The organism is Gardnerella sp. DNF01198P (assembly GCF_049244165.1).
GTDB classification, from domain to species: domain Bacteria; phylum Actinomycetota; class Actinomycetes; order Actinomycetales; family Bifidobacteriaceae; genus Bifidobacterium; species Bifidobacterium swidsinskii.
Window position 1 is genome coordinate 1,114,031 of the sequence record NZ_CP058382.1, and the last position, 23,364, is coordinate 1,137,394.

Annotated in this window: 18 protein-coding genes and 1 tRNA gene; 5 read left to right on the forward strand and 14 right to left on the reverse strand. The window is 43.1% G+C overall.

What is annotated here, in order from left to right:
* Positions 1-565: 565 nt before the first annotated feature.
* The 12 genes from metF to leuS form a co-directional block, all read right to left on the reverse strand.
* Positions 566-1,420, reverse strand: a complete 855-nt coding sequence (gene metF, locus HXT44_RS04800) for a methylenetetrahydrofolate reductase [NAD(P)H] (protein ID WP_004108239.1) — start codon at positions 1,418-1,420, stop codon at positions 566-568.
* A gap of 3 nt (positions 1,421-1,423) precedes the next feature.
* Entirely contained in the window at positions 1,424-3,778 is a 2,355-nt protein-coding gene (metE, locus tag HXT44_RS04805) for a 5-methyltetrahydropteroyltriglutamate--homocysteine S-methyltransferase (protein WP_421782615.1), read from the reverse strand.
* A gap of 457 nt (positions 3,779-4,235) precedes the next feature.
* Positions 4,236-4,793, reverse strand: a complete 558-nt coding sequence (locus HXT44_RS04810; RefSeq protein WP_004108244.1) for a SixA phosphatase family protein — start codon at positions 4,791-4,793, stop codon at positions 4,236-4,238.
* Positions 4,794-4,802: 9 nt separating this feature from the next.
* Positions 4,803-5,939: a tRNA (adenine-N1)-methyltransferase gene (locus HXT44_RS04815; protein ID WP_285089423.1), complete on the reverse strand. Its 1,137-nt coding sequence runs from the start codon at positions 5,937-5,939 to the stop codon at positions 4,803-4,805.
* A 60-nt stretch (positions 5,940-5,999) separates the two neighbouring features.
* Positions 6,000-7,043 carry a tRNA (adenosine(37)-N6)-threonylcarbamoyltransferase complex transferase subunit TsaD gene (tsaD, locus tag HXT44_RS04820; RefSeq protein WP_076002926.1) on the reverse strand — a complete coding sequence of 348 codons (1,044 nt, stop codon included), beginning with the start codon at positions 7,041-7,043 and terminating at the stop codon, positions 6,000-6,002.
* Between the two features lie 21 nt (positions 7,044-7,064).
* Positions 7,065-7,595 carry a ribosomal protein S18-alanine N-acetyltransferase gene (gene rimI, locus HXT44_RS04825; RefSeq protein ID WP_421782617.1) on the reverse strand — a complete coding sequence of 177 codons (531 nt, stop codon included), beginning with the start codon at positions 7,593-7,595 and terminating at the stop codon, positions 7,065-7,067.
* 25 nt (positions 7,596-7,620) lie between these two features.
* Positions 7,621-8,448: a tRNA (adenosine(37)-N6)-threonylcarbamoyltransferase complex dimerization subunit type 1 TsaB gene (gene tsaB / locus HXT44_RS04830; RefSeq protein WP_421782619.1), complete on the reverse strand. Its 828-nt coding sequence runs from the start codon at positions 8,446-8,448 to the stop codon at positions 7,621-7,623.
* A gap of 113 nt (positions 8,449-8,561) precedes the next feature.
* Positions 8,562-9,134, reverse strand: coding sequence for a tRNA (adenosine(37)-N6)-threonylcarbamoyltransferase complex ATPase subunit type 1 TsaE (gene tsaE, locus HXT44_RS04835; protein ID WP_102703169.1), 573 nt, complete (start codon positions 9,132-9,134; stop codon positions 8,562-8,564).
* Between the two features lie 137 nt (positions 9,135-9,271).
* Entirely contained in the window at positions 9,272-10,300 is a 1,029-nt protein-coding gene (gene holA, locus HXT44_RS04840; RefSeq protein ID WP_119504467.1) for a DNA polymerase III subunit delta, read from the reverse strand.
* A 69-nt stretch (positions 10,301-10,369) separates the two neighbouring features.
* On the reverse strand, positions 10,370-12,058 hold the full coding sequence (locus tag HXT44_RS04845; protein WP_076002928.1) for a ComEC/Rec2 family competence protein: 1,689 nt from the start codon (positions 12,056-12,058) through the stop codon (positions 10,370-10,372).
* 7 nt (positions 12,059-12,065) lie between these two features.
* Positions 12,066-12,869, reverse strand: a complete 804-nt coding sequence (locus HXT44_RS04850; protein ID WP_416091157.1) for a ComEA family DNA-binding protein — start codon at positions 12,867-12,869, stop codon at positions 12,066-12,068.
* Between the two features lie 594 nt (positions 12,870-13,463).
* A complete protein-coding gene (leuS, locus tag HXT44_RS04855; RefSeq protein WP_421782622.1) occupies positions 13,464-16,448 on the reverse strand; it encodes a leucine--tRNA ligase in 2,985 nt (994 codons plus the stop codon).
* A gap of 209 nt (positions 16,449-16,657) precedes the next feature.
* Between leuS and HXT44_RS04860 the strand changes: the two genes are divergently transcribed.
* The 4 genes from HXT44_RS04860 (at position 16,658) to HXT44_RS04875 (ending at position 20,347) form a co-directional block, all read left to right on the forward strand.
* Positions 16,658-17,098 (forward strand): hypothetical protein, encoded by a 441-nt coding sequence (locus HXT44_RS04860; protein WP_004108264.1) that lies wholly within the window; start codon positions 16,658-16,660, stop codon positions 17,096-17,098.
* A 74-nt stretch (positions 17,099-17,172) separates the two neighbouring features.
* Positions 17,173-17,616 carry a DUF2871 domain-containing protein gene (locus tag HXT44_RS04865; RefSeq protein ID WP_080551015.1) on the forward strand — a complete coding sequence of 148 codons (444 nt, stop codon included), beginning with the start codon at positions 17,173-17,175 and terminating at the stop codon, positions 17,614-17,616.
* An 82-nt stretch (positions 17,617-17,698) separates the two neighbouring features.
* Entirely contained in the window at positions 17,699-18,514 is an 816-nt protein-coding gene (locus HXT44_RS04870) for a fructosamine kinase family protein (RefSeq protein ID WP_116431622.1), read from the forward strand.
* Positions 18,515-18,637: 123 nt separating this feature from the next.
* The gene (locus tag HXT44_RS04875) at positions 18,638-20,347 is read left to right on the forward strand and encodes a hypothetical protein (protein WP_004108269.1); all 1,710 of its coding nucleotides are present in this window, start codon (positions 18,638-18,640) and stop codon (positions 20,345-20,347) included.
* Positions 20,348-20,469: 122 nt separating this feature from the next.
* On the opposite strand, the gene HXT44_RS04880 is transcribed toward HXT44_RS04875, so the two are convergent.
* Together HXT44_RS04880 and HXT44_RS04885 are read right to left on the reverse strand one after the other, a co-directional pair.
* The gene (locus tag HXT44_RS04880) at positions 20,470-22,281 is read right to left on the reverse strand and encodes an AMP-dependent synthetase/ligase (protein ID WP_064621438.1); all 1,812 of its coding nucleotides are present in this window, start codon (positions 22,279-22,281) and stop codon (positions 20,470-20,472) included.
* Positions 22,282-22,423: 142 nt separating this feature from the next.
* A complete protein-coding gene (locus HXT44_RS04885) occupies positions 22,424-23,041 on the reverse strand; it encodes a M23 family metallopeptidase (protein ID WP_421782626.1) in 618 nt (205 codons plus the stop codon).
* A gap of 206 nt (positions 23,042-23,247) precedes the next feature.
* On the opposite strand from HXT44_RS04885, the gene HXT44_RS04890 reads away from it, so the two are divergent.
* Positions 23,248-23,323: transfer RNA gene (locus tag HXT44_RS04890), tRNA-Asn, on the forward strand.
* The last annotated feature ends 41 nt before the right edge of the window (positions 23,324-23,364 follow it).

A 23,364-nucleotide genomic window follows, 5' to 3' on the forward strand; every position in this document is an offset into this window, starting at 1 on the left:
TTTTTAACGTCGATTCTAAACACATGTTTAGAATAAATTGCATTTATTTTGTGCATATATACATAGATATACATTTATATACACTCACACACTCTATGTTAAATTTCAATACTCACTGCCCTTCAGTCGTGTGGATATTAGCGTGGTAGAGATTTGAGATTTTTCGCACTGAGCGAGGACGCATGCACGTTTATGAAGTTTTGCAGTTGCGCTCTGCGCAGACGCTGATTCCTGTTGATTAGTGAACACTAACATCCGTGCTACTGCATGTGCCACTCCAAGCACTCTTCCCACCACAACAAAAACAATTGTGAGTGAATTAACGTGTGAGTGATAGGAATTGCTTGGTCGAGCAATATAAAAGCGGAACGATAGTAATAATATTATTGACGAATACTATTTTTGCAGAAAAAGTAAGTAAAAAACTAAACTTAACTACACAACCGCTAAGTCCAAATAAGGTATAAGAGCGTAGCGCTGCGAGACAAGTAATTCCTATCACTCACCTTTGCATAAAATAAAACCGCAAATAAAGAAATCCCCCAAAACTCGCAAACGCTACCACCTACCCAATCTTCGTAAAAAGCGGCTTCACATTCGCCCAAATCCTTCGCGCAATACCCGGATGATTCATGGTATACAAGTGAATGCCATCCACACCTTCAGCAATTAAATCGTTAATCTGCTGAGAAGCAAAAATACTGCCAGCATCGCGCAAGCAATCAGCATTACTCCCCCAACGATCCATCATTGCGGAAACTTGCGAAGTAATGCGAGACGCACACAAACTCGTCATGCGCTTAACTTGCGAAGCGTTCGCAACAGGCATCACTCCAGCCTCAATCGGCACATTAATGCCTGCCGCACGCGCCAAATCACGGAAGCGCAAAAAATCCTCGTTATCGTAAAAAAGTTGCGAAATTAAATGCGTAACACCCGCATCAACCTTGCGCTTCAAATTATCAATATCCGCTTGCAAACTTTCCGCTTCCGGATGCTTCTCCGGGTAGCAAGCACCCAAAATCGGCAAATCCGGGTGCTTTGAACGAATATAATAAACCAAGTCACTAGCGTGCTCAAAAACGCCTGCCGATTCCTGGCCCGCAATCACGTCGCCGCGCAAAGCCAAAACCCCGGAAACACCAGCATTATCAAACATTTCCAAAGCTTCATCAACAGCATCATAATCAAGGTATCGAGCAGTCAAATGAGCAACCGCGTCAATACCATATTCGGAGCGAATCGTATTCGCAATACGCGCAGTAGCAGTACGATCCTGCAGCTTTCCAGTGCCGTAAGTAACCGAAATAAAATCCGGGTCAAGGCCTTTCAACCCATCCAAAGTATCATAAATCGTACCGATAGGAGATGTGCGCTTAGGTGGGAAAACTTCCAGCGAAAACTTTGGTTTATATGGCATAACTCACCCCTTGCACTGAGAATTGCACTGCTGATTGCTTAGCTTGTTAGCTTGCAATTGCGCGCGAACCTCTTTAGCTGCAGAAACAAGATTCTCCAAGCTTGGCCAAGTTTCAGCGTCACCTCGAGTTTTAAGACCGCAATCCGGGTTAATCCACAGCTTCTCGGCAGGCATCTTGCGCAAAATCTCGTGAATACGCTCCACAAGCTCCGTCTCACTAGGCACGCGAGGAGAATGGATGTCGTAAACGCCAGGGCCAGCCTCAGTCTCAAAATGCGCGTCGTGAATAGCGTCAAGCACAACCAAGTCACCGCGAGAAGCCTCAAAAGAAATCACATCCGCATCCATAGCGTCAATGTCACGAATAATGTCATTAAACTCCGAATAGCACATATGCGTGTGAATTTGCGTAGTCGCAGCCACAGCAGAATGAACCAGGCGGAAAGCAGCAATAGCCCAATCCAAATACTTCTTATGCCAATCAGAACGACGAAGCGGCAACTTTTCGCGCAAAGCAGCCTCATCAATCTGAATCACGCGAATACCAGCGCGCTCCAAATCCAACACTTCATCGCGAATAGCAAGAGCCAACTGCTGAGTCTGCTCCTCGTGCGTAATATCCTCGCGAGGCCAAGACCAGTTAAGAATCGTCACAGGACCTGTAAGCATGCCCTTAACAATATGCTTCGTGCAGCTTTGAGCATAAGCACTCCACTCCACAGTAATTGCAGACTCGCGAGAAACATCCGACCACACGATTGGAGGCTTCACGCAGCGAGTGCCATAAGACTGTACCCAAGCGTTCTTCGTAAACTTAAAGCCGCGCAAATGCTGGCCAAAATATTCAACCATGTCGTTTCGCTCAAACTCGCCGTGAACAAGCACATCCAAGCCAATTTGCTCCTGATGCTCAATGCACTGAGCAATGCGATTGCGCATAAACTCGTCGTAAGCTTCGCGAGTAATTTCACCCTTACGAAGATCAGCACGAGCGTTACGAATATCCTTAGTTTGTGGGAAGGATCCAATAGTTGTCGTTGGCAAATCCGGCAAGCCAAGCGATTCCTTTTGCAGACGCTGACGCTCCACCCTCTTAGGCAATCGCACAAAATCAGAATCTTTAAGATTCGCAAGACGATTAGCAACAGCAACATCCGCTTTCACGCGTGAACCGTCAAACAAAGCCTGATTTTTAGCCAAAACGTTACTAGATTTGCGGCTTTCGTCGCCTTCTGCAGAAAGATTGGCAATATCGCGAATCTCTTGCAACTTTTCAACAGCAAAAGCAAAATGTTGCAACACATCCGCCCCCAAAGCATCCTCACCAACAGTGCTAAAAGGCACGTGAAGAAGCGAGCAAGCAGTAGAAACAGCCACGCGATCCGTAATATTCTCGCGCAAAGCGTCAACCAAACCAAGGCTTACAGCATAATCGTTGCGCCAAATATTACGGCCGTTCACAACGCCTGCAAAAAGCGTAGTTTTTTCGTTCACACCATAATGCTCAATGGCTGCAAGATTTTCTTCCTTGCCTTCCACCAAATCAACGCCAACGCCGTCAAAACCAAGATCATTCACAGTTTCGTAAGCGTCAGCAATATTGCCAAAATACGTGTTAAGAAGAAGCTTAACTTCCGCACTCCTGGCTTCAAGCAAAGGCTTATACAAAGCTTCAAAAAGCTCCAAATCGCCTTGCTCTTTATCCAACGCCAAATAAGGCTCATCAAATTGCAACCAAGTTGCGTGAAGCTCGCCAAAACGCTTAACAATACTCGCATAAGCAAAAGCCAGAGCCGAAATCACAGACTCTGTTACTTCCAACTCCTGAGCTTCAGGAGTACGAGCCAACTTCAAAAAAGTGTACGGACCAATCAGCACAGGCTTCGTTTCCAAACCCTGCGCGCGAGCCTCCAAAAACTCGTCAAAAGGCTTAGTTCCAGCCAAATGCAAGTCTTGCGGATTCTCAACTTCCGGCACAATATAGTGGTAGTTCGTAGTAAACCACTTCTTCATAGGCAAAGCCGTCACATCGCCGCGCTCACCCTGGTAGCCGCGCGCGATGGCAAAAAGCGTATCCTCAGCATGCTCAAAATTCAAAGCATTGTAACGCTCAGGCACAGCACCAAGCAAAATAGCAGTATCGAGCATTTGGTCATAGTAGCTAAAATCATTACTTGGAATTAAATCAATCCCAGCTTCAGCTTGCAAACGCCAATGCTTAGCTCGCAAAGACTGAGCAACTTCACGCACTTCATCCAAAGAAGCATCCTGCTTCCAGTAACGTTCAATAATCTTCTTCAACTCACGATTAGCGCCAATACGTGGAAAACCGGAAACCGAAGTAAAAACCGTAGACATACATCCTCCAAAAAATTTCTTTGACTCGCTTTAGCCTAGCAAAGAAATGCTTGAATGCGGTCATTCAAGAACTTGGGGTGTCGTTATAAGATTAATTTATATGCTTAATTTCGTGCGTGTTTCTTTTCCTTGGCGAAATGTGAGCAATGGAAATTACTTGTCTCGCAGCGCTACGCTCTTATACCTTATTTAGACTTAAAGGTTGCATAGTTAAGTTTAGTTTTTTACTTACTTTCTTTCAAAAATAGTTATTTATCAAAAAGATATTACTATCGCTCCGCTTTTATATTGCTCGACCAAGCAATTTCCATTGCTCACAACAAACCAATCAAAATAACATAAACTATGCAATTAAGCTACGGGTGGGTGCGCAGCGGGGGGATTATTTTTTGGCGTGGTGTGGGCGGCAGCACTGATGCTAGTGTGCCTTGAACAACAGAAATCAGCGCATTCTTAGCTAGGCAAAGGATTTGGGCGTAAGGATTGCGAGGGCCGTGGCGCCGCGCAAGCCGCAAGTCGCGAATGGACGATCAGACACAAGCACCACAACCGACGCATTAGCAAGCCCCAAACGCATCGCCCCAAGCACATCCGGATCCGAATCAGGCGAAGAAAGCCACTGCGCAGCCATCGACATCGTCGGCTCATGCCCAACAATCATCGTCGTATGAACATCGCCTCGAATCGCTTGCAACTCGTCCATAACAGATTGCATGCCGCCATCATAAAGACTTTTGCGCGACTCAACCACAGGAGAGTCGCCAAAACGCTTCAACATGCGTTTCAAAGTTTGCTCAGTGCGATTCGCACTAGAACACACAATATAATTCGGCACAAGCTTCAAAGATTCCAAGCCTTTTGCCATAATTTTCGCCTGCTTCAAGCCCTTATCAGTAAGACCACGACCCCAGTCGTCGCCCATTTCAGGAGCTTCAGCCTTCGCATGACGCATCAGCAACAAAACGTACTTACTATGATGTGCTTTCTTCATAAGCTTTTTCATTGGTGATGCCATAATGCTCTCCTACTTAGCTTGATTATGCGCTGATTGTTGTGCAGACTGCGAATCTTGCAAATCTTGCGACTGCGAATCTTCCGGCAATTGCGCAAGCTGCACATCTAAATCACGTAAAACTTTACGCAATTTACGATCCGAAATATCGCGCAAAGACAAGTCTTCCAACTGTTCAGCGCGCTCTTCTGCTGTCATATCGTCAATATCGCTCACAGTATCTTTAGTACCGTGTTCACGCTTCTTCAAAGCACTAAAACCTTCAGCCATTGCGCGTGAAACAATCAAAAATCCAGTGTGACCAATCATCGCGTGATCCGGGCGCACAGCCAAACCTTGAGCTTTCCAAGTGCGCTCCAAGGTTTCCTGAATTTCCGGCTCCGTCCACATGCCGCTTTCTCGCAAAGCTTCAGCCATTCGAGACATTTGCGTAGTAGTAGTAACGTACGAAATTAGCACGCCTCCCGGCACAATAACGCGATGCGCTTGTTCAAGACGATTCCAAGGGTCAAGCATGTCTAGCATAATGCGATCCACGCTGTGAGCTTCTAAAGTTTTTGCAACAGAATCGAAATCGCCAGTAAGCAAATTCCACCATTCTGGGCGCTTTCCGTAGTACAAAGTTGCGTTAGATTCAGCAATACGCGCAAAATCCGGACGAAGCTCAATCGTAGTAAGATTTCCGCGCTCCCCAACCGCATCTAAAAGACTTAAGCTCATAGCACCAGATCCAGCACCCGACTCTAAAACGCGCATACCGGAACGAATATCGCCAAGAGAAATTACTTGAGCAATATCTTTCGGATACATGATTTGCGCGCCTCTAGGCATAGAAAGCACGTAGTCAACCATGCGCGGCCGCATAACTACATAATCCCAGCCACCAATAGCGCGCGCCGCCTTCCAAGGTTTGTTGGACGATTTAGAAGGATCAACAATAGTTTGTTGCGTTTCGCGCTTTGCGCTAACAGTAGTAATTACAACGCCTTCGCTTTGACCAATCACGTCGTCGTGACAAATAAGACCGTGCTCAGTTTGCGTAACCCCGCCTGCAACAAGCTGTGCAGTAATTCGCTTACCTTTACGATCGGTGAACTGAATCTTCTCACCTACTCGTAACACTCCACTACGCGAATTAACTGACTGCACAAAACACCTCACTTATTTTTAGAGCACGATTTCTTAGCGCGACTTTTATTATTTCTACTATTATAAGCTCACCGTCGTAAGCGGCATAGCAGAATCGATTGCAAAATCAGGAGCAGAAGGACGAACCCCTGCTTCTACCAAATTCACGCCTAGCATTGCAACCATCGCACCGTTATCCGTGCAAAGCTTAAGCTCTGGCAAACGCACTTCAATTCCATGCTCCTTGCCGCAAGCCAACAAATGCTCGCGAAGCTGCGAATTAGCGGAGAATCCGCCACCAATCATAAGCGTTTTAGAACCGTACTGCTCGCAGCCCATCATAGCTTTTCTAGAAAGCACTTCCGCCACAGAATTAGCCAAAGAAGCACACACGTCATCAACTGGAATTTCAAGACCCTGAGCTTCACGCGCTTCAACCCAACGAGCAACAGCAGTTTTTACACCCGAGAAGCTGAAATCGTACGGATGCTCTTTGCCGGAACGACCTTGCGTTAAACCTTGCGGAACTTTCAAAGTATTCGGATTTCCAAGCCTTCCATGCCTATCAATATGAGGACCACCCGGGTATGGGAATCCAAGCAATCGCGCAACCTTATCAAAGCACTCGCCGGCAGCATCGTCCAAAGTTGTGCCAACAACGTCAATACTTTTAGCAATATCGTTCACGTGAAGAAGCGAAGTGTGACCGCCGGAAACAATTAAAGCAAGTACATCTTCCGGCACATCGCCGAATTGCAATTGCGTTACTGCAATATGCCCAATTACATGATTAATACCATAAATCGGCTTATTTGCAGCCCAAGCTAATGCTTTAGCTCCCGAAACTCCCACAGCTAAGCAGCCAGCAAGACCAGGACCTGCGCTTACTGCAATCGCGTCAACATCGCTTAAATCCATGTTTGCGTCTGCTAAAGCTTTAGAAACAACCGGCACAAAAGCTTCAGCGTGCGCACGAGAAGCAATTTCTGGAATCACACCGCCGTAGCGCGCATGCTCTTGCATTGAAGATGCCACCACATTTGACACCAGCGTGCGTCCGCGCACAATAGCTGCGGCAGTTTCGTCACAAGTTGATTCAATTCCCAATACGATTGCTTCGCTCATTTTATTCCTCGTTATTCCTCGTTATTCCTCAGTTCCGTTATTTTTTGCGGTTAGATTAGCGCACATTGTGTACGCATCCACACCTTCCGGCTGATAGTAACGTTTTCGCAAACCCATTTTCTTAAAACCAAAACGTTCATACAACGCGAGCGCAGGAACATTGTCAACTCGCACTTCTAGCAGCATGCGTTTAGCACCAATTTGTTTTGCAGTTTTAATCATTGTCAACAAAAGCTTAGAGGCTACGCTTTTTCGTTGATATTGTTTTGCAACGCCAATTGTCATTATTTGCGCGTCGTCGCCGTCAAACCAGTAGCCAGCATACCCGCATAACGTATGCGTATTTTCGTCGATTTGAGCGTAATACGCGCGCATAGGAGCTTGTAATTCTTGCGAAATCATGCTCTCATTCCATGAGCCTTTGCCAAACAAGTCAGCTTCAATAGGCGCTATTTTTTGCGCTAACTCATCGCAAGTAAAATCGCACTTTGGAACTATATTGCAATTCTCGGCTACTGCTGGAAATTGAGAACGCGTTATATCAACAATCATAATTACTCAAATCGTTAAAACGCTTCTATTTCTCTTTTGCCTTATTCGCTTCGCCAGAGCCAAGCACATGCTTAAGCGGATTTGGCACAGACACGTCCGGACGGCGCAAATACAGCGGTTCAACAGCTTTTACGTACTCATCTTTATTTGCACATTCCAAAGAGCATTGCTCGAAAATTTGCAAACCTTGCACACCCAAGTCAAGCGCGCAAACTTCAGCAATAACGCCAACATTGGCAATATTGCGCCAATCTTCAACGTATTTTTTAGCACCGTGACCGAGCACATCCACGCAATAATTTTCGTTAGTTTGTCTTGCTAAATACTCATTCACACGAGCCACAACATTTTGCGGATAGTCAATATCCATATTTATCAGCGCATTGCCTTCGCCGTCATACAAGGACATGTACACTTGGCGACGGCGCGCATCATTTAGTGAAAGCACGTAGTGACGAATATTAGAGTCGCAAAAATCCACAGAATCCGGAATATTTAGTAGCAAATCCTTGCAAATAACGCCATTTTTGCGAGCTTTTTCAAACGCACCAGAGCGCATCATCAAACTTTGAGGAAGAAGACTATCACACCCCAAAATTTCAGCATTATTTGCAAACGCGATCGCTTTCGCTGCAACCAATCCCGCGCGAAGACCAGTAAAAGGAGCAGGACCTACTCCCACAACCACGCGATCAATATCCGAAGGCTTAAGTCCCGCGTCCTCCACAACTTTTGCAATATTTACTTGTAAACGCTCCACGTGAGTGCGCGAGTCGGTTTCAACAATCGGCTCATGACCCACAATTCCGACAGTAGAGCCAAATGATGTGTCAATAATCAGCGTATTACTCATATTTATTCCTCGAAATCACGTACCAGACTAGCTTACTCGCTTAGCACAACTTGCGTTATTTACTGCGTTATTTACTTATGTATTACTCGCGTATTACTCTGCCTATTTCTTAATTACAATTTTGCAAGTCGATTAAGCCAATCCTTGCCGACAGCTTTCAAAGTTACGATTCGCTCACCGTCGCTAGTAAAATCGTCTACTTGCGAAGAATCAATAGGTCTTGCAATATGAACTTCTAAACGCTCAGCAGCAAGCACTCCAGCCATTTGCTCACCCCACTCCATAAGCACAACAGTGCCGTCTCCCGGCTCTTCCAAAGCTTCGTCAAGCCCCAAAGATTCAAGCTCGTCAAGTAAACGCGAAACAGTATCTTGACCCGGAGCAAAATCTTCGCCACCCAAACGGTAAGCGTCAACGTGAATTAAAGTCGCAGGCTTGCCATCCGCAAAAGTGCCATGCAATTCTCGCGCAATCGTAAAAGTTGGAGACACAATCGGCTCACTAATTGAAAGCCCTGCGCCAAAACCTTGCGCAAACGTTGTTTTACCAGCTCCAAGAGGGCCAGAAAGCAGCAGAACGTCGCCTTCTTTAACTAGTTTTGCCACAGCTTTGCCAAGCTCACGCATATCAGCATCCGTAGGCACAGTACAAACTTTTTGCTGTTCTGACACCGTTTCTTCTTTCATACTTAACACAATCTTTCTAATTTGCAGTTATTAATTTACGATTTTTAATTTACGTTTCCTATTTACAATTCCTATTTGCGATTCTTAATTACGATTCTTAATTACGATTCTTAATTACGATTCTTAATTTACGCTTTCTAATTTCCTCGAGCCGCAATGAGCATAATACATTTTTCAAGCGCATAATTCGCGTCACTAGATCCGCCTTTGCACTGCTCATCCGCCCAAGCTAAAGATTGTAAACATTGAGAAACACCTGCACTATTCCATCCAGCAAGCTGACGCATTGCCATTTTAAGCGCCCACGGGTTTACTTTCGCTTCAGCACTAGAAATCGTGCCGTTGCGAATTGCCATTGCGAGCGCAATTACGCGTACTTTTGCAGCCAAAGCACCTATTAATACTATGGCGTCAACTCCTTGAGCAATTGCAGTTCTTGCTGCAAGCACAGCAGAACCTGCATGACCTGCAACAGCTTTATCCGCAACAAAAAAGCCGGTAACTTGCGGATCTGCAATCAAGTATCGATCGACAATATCAAGCGTTATTGGATTATCATCATAATCGAAGCATAATTGCGAGCATAATGCTGCAAGCTCTCCTGTTTTACTTCCCAAAACTGACACAAGACGTTGTGCTGCTTGAGGCTCAATGCTTCGATTGTGACGCTCAAATATGCTCATAACAAAGTTGAGTTTTGCATCGTCTTTTTTAAGATCCGGCACTGTAATTGTGTTTGCGCCAGCTTTCGTTAGGCGCGTAATAATAGACTTTCCTTTAAGCCCACCTTCGTGACGTGCAATAACCCAAGTTGCAGAAGAGTCTACAAAATTATTTTCGCCATTTTCACTATTTTGCGCATTATTTTCACTATTTTGCGCTTGTTTGCAGAAATTTTCGATTGCGTCTACTAAAGACTCGTCTGCTTGTTGCAAATTATTTATTATTACAATCGTTCCGTCACCGAAAAGCGAAGGACCTACAGCTTCGTCAAATGCGTACTGATCCGCAGTTGACGCATCGAGTTCAATAATTTCAGCATCCGGAGCACTTTCTTGAACTTTTTCACGCACAGTTCGAGCATTAAGCTCGTTTAAGTAAGCGTCACCTCCAACTACCAGCGTAACTGGCATAACGCGTTGCGCGCGCTTATTATTTGCTGCCATAATGCTCCTTAAACCAACCAACTCTTAACCATCATAATATTGCATTCGAATATGCGTGCGTGTTTAGTATTACTCGAAGATTTGCGCGGCTTCACTTATGGTTCGCTTTGCAGAAGATTCCCATAATTGCCCGATTATGCTCATACGCTGAACGCAAGCTCGATTGTGAAAGACACGAAAAGCAAGCATAAAAACAGCAAATATTGCAACTTCTACCCCTGCCATCATCCACGCTCCAGCAGCACCCTTCATCCAAGGAAACACACCAAAAGCTGCTTCGTCACACCAATACGCGCACTTTTCCATAAAGCTTGTTCCAATTGATGAAGCTTTCGCAAAAATAAGCGATAATCCATCGTTAAAGCTCGCACAAACTAGCGAAATTAAGCCGAACACTGTTGCCCAATCCATAAGAGGCGCAACTATTAAGTTAGCTGGCACAGACATAAAAGACACTTCCGGTTGCATAAGAATTTGCACTGGCATAGTCCAAAATTGTGCAGAAAGCGTTATAGCTAGCGCAGAAGCAACACAAGATGGCATATATTTTGCAAACGTTTTAGAAATCGGCACTCCCATAACAACAATTCCCAAAGTTGCTGCGGAAGAAAGAGCAAAAGCATAGTCCCAAGCGTATGAGGGATTTACCACAAGCACGCCTATAACAGTCCAACTTAAAGCACTAGCTGACTGGTATGGTCGTTTACAACACCATGCAACAGCGGATATTATTCCCATAATTAACGCTCGAAGCACAGATGCAGAAGGGTAAACTATTGCAGCCAAAGCAATTTGCAACGTAATTTGTATTAAAGATGTAGACCAACGAGGCAACAGTAATCGTGCGCAAAACTTGCGAATAATCATACTAAGTAGCAAAAAGTGCCCACCTGAAACTGCCATAACATGCATGATTCCAGCATGTTGAAAATGTTGACGCGTCATATTCGCATAAGTTTCGTCGACCGGCTCAAGTGAACTTGCATCCTCTACTGGCACATATTCTTGTCCAAGCATGCCAACAGTTACTCCAGGAACCAACATTCTGCCTTGCATATCGAGCTTATTTGTTACGTCATAAAACGATTTCCACAAATTACTAACAGCTTTATGCCAAAAGTCTGAGTCTTGTACAACATGCAAGTTTCGTTGAGTTTTTTCTACATGCAATTCAGGCTTACTACTATCAAATCTCGAAGCTTTCACGCTAACAGGAACGCTTAGGCTCGAACCATAGCTAAGTTGCTTGCATATTGGCGAATACGCATACAGTCGCGCTTGAACGTAACTTTTTTGCGCATCAAACTTATGCACTTGAACATTAGCTTGGCAATCTCCTTTAAAACTTCTAGACGAGCGCACAGGAGCAACTACTGTAAATTCTGCAAATCGCGCGCGCTCGGCATTATTTCCTTGAAAATACAGTGCTTTAGTAGGATTATTGCCGCGTATTTCTCGCATAATAACGTCACCAGATATCACATATTGAGTTATGTACGAAAGCATGCACGCAGCTACAAAAACGTTTATTATTACTAAAACTGTTCTGCGCCATATAAAAAACTTAAATTTTTTGCAAAATATAAAAATCGAAACTATAGTTGCATTGAATAAAACTATTGAAATGCAATAAATTATAGTAAAATTGCATAAGAATTTTCCAATTAAGCACCCAGCCCAGCACGCTGCAGCAACAGGAATCATACGAAAGTCACGACTTCCAGAAACGTTTTCTACTTTTTCTACGTTTTCTCGCATAATTCACCTATTTGACGTCAACATTCCCACGGAATTTATTCAAGGTTTTAGGTCCAATTCCTTTAATTTGCATCAAATCTTCTAAACTGCGAAAATAACCAACTCTTTTACGCTGAGCAATAATGCGCGCAGCAGTTTTGGGGCCGATTCCTTTTAAGGTTTGTAGTTGATCAAGCGTTGCAGTGTTTATATTGATTCTGCCAGTGTTACTTTGATGAGAAGCAGTATTCTCGTTGCTTTTGTCGCTTTTGTTATTACTGTCGCTTTTGTCGTTACTGTCACCTTTACTTCCTCTGTTGCCTTTACTGCCGCCGTTGCCTTTGCTTACGTCATCTCCGTCACTTCCGTCACCTCCGCTGTTTTCGTCGCTTTCATTACTTACGCTTTTTTCTTCATCATCATTTTTATTCTTATCTTTTACATTATTAAAAGAAGACTTTTCGCGACTAGTATCGTCGTTTTCTATTGCAAACGCGCCTGCTTTTTCGTTCTGAACTCGTTGATATGTTAAGGATTGAGAAATGAGCATTGTCAGGCTTGCACAAAGAGCTGCAACTAGTATCAGCATTAAAGCAAGCGTATGTACAGGCTTCATGTGAAATCTAGGAGAAGTTTTGCTACTTATAATTTCTTCATCAAAAGAATTACAAGCTTTTTCGCAATAGTCGTCACTAAAATTTTTACCAAAATTGCTGTTAGAAAATTCTTCTAAAGACGTTGCAATTCGTCTCCGAGGCAAATCAGACGCAGGCTTATTAAACCTAAAATTATGCGCATAATTCTGCCCAAAATTCTGCCCAAAGTCTTCCATAAATCCCCCAACTCTTAAAGTTCTTAACTTAACTATTGGGCAACTTACTAACACTTCGCAACAAAAATACGCGCCTGTGGTTAAAACCTTTAACAGCCAAAGCGACTGAAGGAACGCTCGCGCGGTTAACGCGCTCGCTACGAAACTCGCGTTGGAAGTCCACTGGACTTCCAACTTAAGCGAGTTTCCGCATTGAAATGCCTACGCGCGCTACGCTTTGAGCGCTCCGGCAAGTCAATGCGCAGCTTAATTAAGCGACTTTAGTTGCACTTAGTAAACCACGCACTTTACGTAACTTTCTGCACGAGTCTATGAGTTTTGTGTTGACGGTTAGCGTGTTGAGAGGCTGGAAAAATTGTGTTCAGTGCTAAAAGAGGACTGAGAAGCTACATTCTTTAAATATAGGCGAACACAATAAGCGTCTTTAGCAACCAGAGCGCACGAAGGACGGAACGCACGCAAACACAAATTTTCCAGCCTCGTCAAAACCAAAAAACTAAATCAGTTACAAAACTCATAGACGAAACCCAAGAATAACAAAAAATGCTGTAAAGCGCGAAAAATCGCGCAATACAGCATTAATTAAGCCGAATCTTACCTCTCGTCTGGTACAATAGACACAATCTTCGGAGCCTTCACAATCACCTTGCGCGGAGCCTTACCGCCCAAGCGATCAGCTACAGCTTCTAGCGCAAGCTTTTCAAGCTCAGAAGCGTCAATATTTGGATCAACTTCAAGCTTTGCACGAACCTTGCCCTTTATTTGCACAACGGCAGTAACAGTATCCTCACCAACGTAACGAGCATCTGCAACAGGCCAATCTGCGTGAGCAATAGACTTATCATGCCCAAGCTTGCTCCACATTTCTTCGCAAATATGCGGCGCAATTGGAGCCAACATAAGAACCAGCGGCTCAACAGCTGCTCTCGGCACGTGAGGAAGCGAAGTCAAGTGGTTGTTAAGCACAATCAGCTTAGCAATTGCAGTATTTGGACGCATTGCTTCCATTTCCACAGTCACTTCTGCAATTGTGTTGTTAAGAATCTTCAACGTCTTCTCATCCAAAGCGTCGTCAGTTACCACGCAAGCTCCGGTTTCTTCGTTCACAACGTTACGCCACAAGCGCTGCAAGAATCGCATGCCACCAACAACGTTACGCGTGTTCCACGGACGAGACTCAGAGAGCGGACCCATGCTCATTTCGTACAAGCGGAACGTATCTGCACCGTAGTTTTCGTACATGTAGTCTGGGGTCACAATATTCTTTAAGCTCTTGCCCATTTTGCCGAACTCGCGGTTCACAGTTTCGCCATGCCACGTAAAGGTTGGCTCGCCAGTGCCGTTTGAAGCACCTTCTTCAACCTCGTCAGCAGGAACGTACTGTCCGCGCTCATCCGTATAAGCGTAAGCCTGAATCATGCCCTGGTTAAACAAGCGGTGGAATGGCTCAGCAGAATCCACGTAACCCAAGTCGTAAAGCGCCTTATGCCAGAACCTGGAGTAAAGCAAGTGCAAAACTGCGTGCTCTACACCACCAACGTAAAGGTCAACGCCGCCAGAAACATGCTCTTTGCCTGGACGGTTTGTGCCCATCCAGTAGTCATATTCATCGCTGTCAACCATATGCTCAGCGTCGTTTGGATCCAAGTAGCGCATGTAATACCAGCAAGAACCAGCCCAGTTTGGCATAGTGTTGGTGTCGCGATAGTAGGTTTTTACGCCGTCACCAAGGTCGAGCTGAACTTTTACCCAATCCTCGTTTCGGCTCAAAGGTGCTTCAGGCTCAGAATTTGCGTCGTCTGGAGCGTAAGTTTTTGGCTGATAATCAGGAACGTCCGGCAATGCAATTGGAAGCTCACTATCTGGCACTAAGTGAGCAACACCGTCCTCATCGTAAACGATTGGGAATGGTTCACCCCAGTAGCGCTGACGAGAGAACAGCCAGTCGCGAAGTCGGTAAGAAACTCTACCTTTTCCTACGCCTGCAGCTTCAAGCCAAGTCGTCACCTTTTTAATAGCTTCATCTACACGCAAACCGTTAATAGACAAAGCATCGCCAAGCTTATGAGTATGTTCTACTGCTGAATTAATAACAATTCCGTCGTGAGAAACAAACGGAGCTTTACCCTCGTAATCCTCCAACTTTTCTTCGGAATCAGGCAAAGGCTCAACAGTGTAAATTACTGGCAAACCGAATGCTTTTGCGAAATCATAATCGCGCTGGTCGCCGCCAGGAACTGCCATAATTGCACCTGTGCCGTAGCCCATAAGCACGTAGTCAGCAGCAAACAGTGGAAGCTTTGCTCCAGTTACAGGATTAATTGCATAAAGACCCGTAAACAAGCCTGTTTTTGCTCCTGCGTATTCCGTGCGATCTTTAGCAGTCTTCGCGCGAGCTTGAGCTTGATACTCTGCCAAGCCTTCTTTAAGACTTGCGTAACCGCCCTTCCAGCCTTCTGGAACGTCCGCACCCCAAGCTTCTGGAACATGCTCAAGAATTGGGTGATCCACAGAAACAACAGCAAAAGTTGTGCCAAAAAGCGTGTCTGGACGAGTAGTGTACACTTCCAAATCGCGCGTTTCGTCATCCGCACATGGCACTTCAAAGTGCACAGATGCACCGTGAGATTCGCCAATCCAGTTTCGCTGCATAAGCTTAACTTTTTCTGGCCAATCAATAGTGTTCAAATCTTCCACCAAGCGGTGTCCATAATCGGTAATTCGCATGGACCACTGGCGAAGGTTGCGCTGGAATACTGGGAAGTTTCCGCGTTCAGACTTACCTTCTGCAGTAACTTCTTCGTTTGCGAGCACAGTTCCCAAGCCTGGGCACCAATTTACAGGAGATTTAGAAATATAAGCAATACGGAAATTGTTTAATACATCCGCTTGCTCTACTTTATTAAGCTCTTCCCACTTTTTGCCTGCAAAACCAGGAATTTCGCGCTTTCCGCTCTTAAACTCATCAACAAGCTCAGCAATTGGTCGAGCAGAACCTTTTCCGCCGTCTTTGCGCACAAAATCAGGGTTGTACCAAGCGTCATAAAGCTTGGAGAAAATCCACTGCGTCCAACGCACATAATTCGTATCAATAGTTGCAAAAGACCTACGATCATCAAAGCTCAAGCCCATGCGGTGCAGCTGCCTGCGCATATTAGCAATATTCGCTTCGGTAGTAATGCGAGGGTGCTGACCAGTTTGCACAGCGTACTGTTCAGCCGGCAAACCAAAAGCGTCATAACCCATTGCATGAAGAACATTCTCACCCTTCATGCGATGGTAGCGGCTTACAACATCCGTTGCCAAATATCCAAGAGGATGTCCAACGTGTAAGCCTTTGCCGGAAGGATACGGGAACATGTCCATTGCAAAGAAAGAAGGACGACCGTCAGCATTCCTGCCTTCGCCATCCTTCAAATTGCCCTTAACATTAGCGGCCCAAAATGTGCCCTGCTCGTCCCAGGTTTTTTGCCAGCGCTGCTCAATATCTTGTGCGAGCTGCGCGTTGTAACGAAAAGCTGGCTCAGCAATAGTAGCTTTGTTGTCAGCTGTTGCATACTGTTGATCGTTGTCGTTCATACCCTAGGACTATAGCGTCTAATATCGTCATTACGCAACACTTTTTACAAGTTTTGTTAAGAAAAATATGCTTTTTACGAAAGTTTTACTGTTTAATGCAATAAATTTATGCAAACAAGCTTTTTCATAAAATCCATTATTACAATAGTAAACAAAACAATAGTAAACAAATTATTATTAAATAACTTTTTAATACAAGAGGTTAAGAATTGAAAGTACCGAAGAATACACTACTACTTATTGCTTGTTTAGTTTGGGCAGCAGCAGGCTTTAATATTCTCAATATTGGGTTGTTAGCATACCAAAATTATTTGCAACCACTTAATTATGCTTTGTCTATTCTTGTTTTTGGCATATTCCAATTCCTAATTTTTGGCAAACTTGTAAAAAAGCATACTCAAAGAATTAACGGCTATGCTGAAGAAAAGCAGTTTTTCCTTAAATTCTTTGACGTAAAATCCTTCATAATTATGGCTTTTATGATGACAGGCGGAATTGCTTTGCGCGCAACTAACGCAGCTCCAGAACAGTTTATTGCAGTGTTCTACACAGGCTTAGGAACTGCACTATTTTTAGCAGGATTGCTTTTTGGATATCAATTTGTTAAAACTGTATGTCCGCATTACAAAAACACTCATACTATGCAATAGTGCTTACAAACACTTGTAACACCAGCAACATTACTAAGGAATATTTGACTATCACTCTACGTAAGGAAGTTACTATGAATCATGTTATGAAACGTTATATTAATACGTCTTTGTTGTATGCTGTCCTCGCCATGATTGGCGGTGTCTTTTATCGCGAATTTACAAAATTTAATGCTTTCCATGCAAAAAGTATGCTTGCTGTAGTTCACACACACTACTTTATGCTTGGCATGGTTGTTTTTCTGTTACTTATACTAGTTGAGAAAAACTTCAGTTTTAGTAACGAAAAAACTACACGAATCTTAGTAACTTATCATATTGGACTCAACCTCACAGCACTAATGATGGTTACTCGTGGAATTGCACAAGTACTACGTCTACATCTCAGTCCATCTATAGATTTTGCCATAACTGGTTTAGCAGGAATCGGACACATCCTACTTGGCGTAAGTATTGTACTAATCTTATTGCAAATTAAACGCAGCATCGCTCATTGTGCTAATACTTCAGTAAAATAGTGAGTTTGGGAATAAATTAATAAATATTTTATTAAGTATGTAGCACATATTTCGTATGCGCTACTACGCTAAGAAGGCTTCTATGAACAACGCTGTATATAAGAAAAGTAGATTATACGCTCCTGAGCGTTTCTTTGAATGCGAAGGTAAAGGCTTAAAATGGCTTTCTGAAGCTCACAAATACGGCGGCCCTAGAGTGGCTGAAGTATTTGATTGGGGAAACGGTTACCTTAATATTGAGCGCATTGACACTCACTCAGCAACACCACTTGCTGCATTTGAGTTTGGTGCAGCGCTCGCTCATATGCACGATTACGGTGCAAAATATTTTGGTGAAGCACCAGCAGATTACGATGGCACATGCTATTTTGGACCTTTAAGCGATCCAGTTGAAATGCCAACTGGCACTTGGAGTAACGTTATTGACTACCTTGCGGACGGACGATTGCGTCCTATGGTTGAGCTTGGTATTGCTCGCGGAGAGCTTACTCAAAGCGATTTAGATCTTACAAACGAAGTTATTGATGCGCTGCCTGATTTATTAGGAAAAGCTGCAGAAGATAAGCCTGCTCGAGTTCACGGAGACTTGTGGAGCGGAAACGTGTTATGGACTAAAAGTTCAGACGGCGAACACACTGAAGCTGTTCTTATCGACCCTGCAGCACATGGTGGGCACCGCGAAGAAGATTTAGCTATGCTTCATCTGTTTGGAATCAGCTATTTTAGGCAGATTTTAGACGGCTATCAGTCTGTTCATCCACTTAAAGCAGGTTTTGAGCAGCGCATGATTATTTGGCAGCTCTACCCTATTGCAGGACATTGCGTGTTCTTTGGCGGAGGCTACGTGAGCGAATACCGTAATATGTGCGAAAGTCTTATAAAAAGTTCTATAAGATAATTTTGCTCACTAAAATAGCAATGTAAGTATTTAGCACATGGCTATATACAATGTTAGAAGATAGTTACAAGTAGATCACATATAGACAGCAACAGATAGACCACGAAACGAGAGGTCACTACTATGATTCGTTTGTGCAACAGAACTATGCATCGTTCTTTAGTTATGCTGGCAGCATTAGTTACGATGCTTTTTGTTGTTAGCTCGTGCGCAAGTTCAACAAAAACTTCTTTAAAATCTGAAAATAAAGAACAAGCGAATCACGGTAACGTTATTGTTTTTACTCCATCAGACGGATTAGCAATAACACGCAATAAGCCTCTAAGCACGTGGGACATATTGGTTCCAGAATTAATAAAATCGTTAAAAGATAAGGGATTTGACGATAATTCTATTACTACTAAAACTTCTTCTAGCCTTTCAGAACAAAGCCGCGATGTGCAAGATTATGTAGTAAATTTGCTAAGCTCATTGAACAATGCAAAACAGAATAATTCAGGAAAGCACAATTCTGTTTCTGAAAATTCAAAAATCAAAAAACAATTAAGTAAAACGACAATTGTTATAGCTCCATGGACTAGCAAAAACGGCAATAATAACTATGGAGATTATGCAACGTTGCCTGCGTCTAATTCTGAAAATACACAAAAATCAAATACTCAGGACTTAAATTTACAAAACGACGATAACTCTCAATCATCTAAAGATGAGCTTAATGCAGAAAAACGATTGGCATCCTCACTTCGCCTAGCAAAAAAGGCGGGAATCCACGTTGTTATGCTCTCACGGAATGTTAGCGGTTTCAAACCTGATGTGATGTTCCATTTATCTGACGCAAGAACCATTGGCGAAATTCAAGCAACAACTCTGATACAAAAAATCGCTCTAGATCGTGCAACTAAAGAAAATCCACGCTATATTGAAGTTCTTTTGCCATGTCACAATCAAAAAAATATTAATGCAAACAATAATAATCAACAAAATAACAGCGACGAAGCAAGCGAAGATGATGATTCTAACAACAATACGCATGCAAATAGCGAAACAGCATTCCATGATGATTTTGCTGAAGAAGCATTCGCTGGCATTTGGAAAGTTTTGAGACCATATTTTGCTTCTGGAACATTAATAAGCACTTCTGGAAGATTGAATGTGAATAGTAGCGAAAAAGACTGGACCAATGTTGCTTTCGACGCAGATGTAGCTGACTCTGTGAAAAATGAGTTAACAAAACGAATTACGAAAAGTACAAGTCTTTTTTCACACTCAAGGCATCGCGTTGATGGAATTATTGCGCTCGATGATCAAATTGCTTTACAAGCCGTACAAGCACTAAACAATCTCGGTTATGAAGGAAGCGCAGCAGATATAAACCCATCTTTCAATTTGCCGGACGTTATCGGAAACTTCATAGGGAAACGAGATCTTAATAAAAGACCAGTTCCTGCTCCAAAAGATTCTGCAAAGAAATCCGAAAAAGAATTACGACAACAGCAGAAAAAAGATGAGGAAGAAGAATCAGAAGCAAAGAAATGGCCAGTAATAACTGGTTATGGCGCGTACAAAAATATTATGCCAAACATTGTGAGCGGAAAGCAATGGATGACAACTATAGAAAATCATAAGCAGATTGTTCAAGATCTTACTGCTACTTGTTATTCTTTGAACAGAAACGGTAAACTTGACAAAAAAATCGCTACAGTGCAAACAAAAATTGAACACGGGGAAACTGTCCCTACTGTTAACGAGCGACTAGTGGCAGTAAGCGCAACAAATCTAAAGTCACGTTTAATTGACCCAGGTTACGTATCATTAGCAGACGCAGGCTTGTAAATACAATTTTTGAACGCAAGTTATGGAACGCAAGTTGTGAAATATAAGTTGTGGAACGCAATCTGCAGCTTGAATATAGCTTCAAGCTATAGTCAAGCTATATTCCACGAATTTACACACAGCTAACGTTTGCGTGGAGCATAAATAACGTGTTCGATAAGGTCGTTATAACGCTCTACAACAACTTGACGACGCGCCTTTAAACTTGGCGTAATCAAACCGTTTGCTTGAGTAAACTCATCTGGAACTATTTCGAACTTGCGAATAGACTCAGCTCTAGAAACTAGCTCATTTGCTTTGCTAACAGCACGTTCAACTTCTGCTCGCACAATACCGTTATGTGAAGCTTCTTTTAAAGACCGTACGGGGCATGCACCACGCGAAGAAAGCCAAGTATTTACTTCTGATAAATCGAGCGCAATAATTGCTGAAACAAACGGCTTCCTGTCTCCGATAACAACAGCTTGAGAAATAATAGGTGAAGACATTAATGAAGCTTCTAACGCATTTGGAGATAAGTTCTTACCGCCAGCAGTAATAATAAGATCTTTCTTTCTGCCTGTAATACGCACAAAACCGTCATCGTCTAAAGATCCAAAATCTCCAGTATGCAACCAGCCATTTACAATCTGCTGTTTGGTAAGCTCAGGATTATTATGGTAGCCTTTGCACACTGCAGGACTTTTAATACACAATTCACCATCATCAGCAATAGCAACAGATACACCCTTTACAGGCAAACCAACGGTACCAATGCGATAACCTGTCGTAGGATTCACCATAGAAGGAGCACAAGTTTCTGTCATTCCATAGCCTTCTAGAAGAGGCAAACCAATGCCATTAAAGAAGTGTGCAATCGACAAATCTAAAGGAGCACCGCCCGAAATAGCGTATGAAACAGAGCCTCCAAATACGTGTAGTAGTGGAGCATACACTAATTTTTTACATATTGAATGGCTAAGAGCGAGCATTGGAGGAACCATTGAACTAGACTGCTGAGCGCGAGACCATTCGCGAGCAACCTTAGATGCATAAGCAAAAATAAAACCTTTTACTCCTCTGCCTGCTTTTTGAGAAGCAGCATTGTAAATCTTCTCAAAAATGCGTGGAACCCCAAGAATAAATGTTGGTTTAAAAGTTTGAAAATCAGACAATACAGTTTTCAAATTACTCGTCAAACCAAGAGTTATATTTCCAGCAAAGCAGAACAATTGCATAAACCTAGCAAAAACGTGCGCAAGAGGCAAGAACAGCAAAAGACGCGGGCTGCCTTTTAACGCAATGTCTGGCATAGAAATAACACCTGATTTAGCAATAAAGACAAAATTGCTATGAGTAAGTTCAATTCCTTTTGGCTCACCAGTTGAACCTGAAGTGTACACAATTGTTGCTATGTCACTTCCATTAACAGCGTGCACTCGCTCATAAAATTCAGCATCAGTTACTGCTTTACCGTATTCAATGCACGCGTCGATAGCACCACGATTCATCACATATACGTCGTGAAGAGTAGGACATTCTTCCTGAACAGCCTCTACTTTTGGCAACATTTCAGGAGACTCCACAAATATTGAACATACTTGAGAATCTTGAACAATATGTTGTATTTGCAACGAAGAGCTTGTTTCATAAATTGGCACTGTCAAAGCGCCTATAGACATAATAGCCATATCAAGAATTGTCCATTGCCATGAAGTGTGAGCAATAATTGACACAGCGTCACCAGGCATTACCCCTCTAGCAATAAAGCCTTTAGCGACAGCTATTACTGTATCTCTAAATTCTTGAGCAGTATATGACTTCCAAACGCTGTCAGCTCCAACGTATTCAACCAAAGAACCATTAGGATTGCGCTCTGCTCGCTCTTCTAGCAGTGAGAAAACATTAACATCTGTATCAATAGACTCATCAAGTGGACGAGAATATTCTTGCATATTAGCTCCTCTATCTGCTGAATTGACGTATATCTTTACTATACGCGATTTGCAAGCCTTCGCATATGCGAATATCTACAAGATTGTAATAAATTTTGTTCATTTATCTACAAATATCTACGATACAAATATAGTATTTTGCTTATTCCACAGACTTAAGCACAATGCGACGCTTAACAGTCATTCTTTCAGGATTAGCATATGTACGATTTTTACGTTTTAAACCCCACTGCACACAAGTTGTGCCGCAATGGTCCGAACCTCCTTCGACATGTGCAAAATTCTGGCCTCTTTTCACAAAAACACCAACGCTAAACTTTGTTACAGCAGGCTCAAAAGTGGATGTCAGTTCACCATGCCTAATAGTCACAACTGATTTACCAGCGACTTTACCAGCAAAACTAATAACGCCATCTGCAGGCGCAAATAAAGGAGTCCCTGTGCTTGCAGCTAAATCTACGCCGCGATGCCCAGCCATCCAAGGTTTAGGCGGAGGATTAAAAGCTTTTACTATTCGTGCAGGTTTTACAGGCCATTGCATAGCTGACTTGCATGTTTTTTCGCTATAAGAGCCTTTAGAAAGAGCACACTTGTGGCAACATGTCACAGCAGATTCTACAACATAATATTTAAGATGATGACTATTTTGCGAAATTTCGGGTTGTAAAAACAGCGTATCTAATAAAATAACTGAGATTATAAAAATCCCCAAACAGGCAGATATTTTGTAATATAATTCATAATTTTTGCGAATACACATATATTCCCCATCCATATTTTTATAAAACGACTTTTATAAAAGTTTTGCAGCTAATTTGCGAAAATCATAAGCTTTTAAAGCATTGTGGATAAAACATATGCTTATAATCACTGTTTCGACACGCCAAAACACGCCATATTTGCATCTTTGAAAATTACGTGTAATATAAATGTCTTGTGCGCAGCACTTAGTTGAGCACAAGATATTCCTGCGTAGCTCAGTTGGCAGAGCGTTCGACTGTTAATCGAATGGTCGCTGGTTCAAGCCCAGCCGCAGGAGCCATGAAGCCACTGGTTTTCCAGTGGCTTTTTGCGTTAAATATT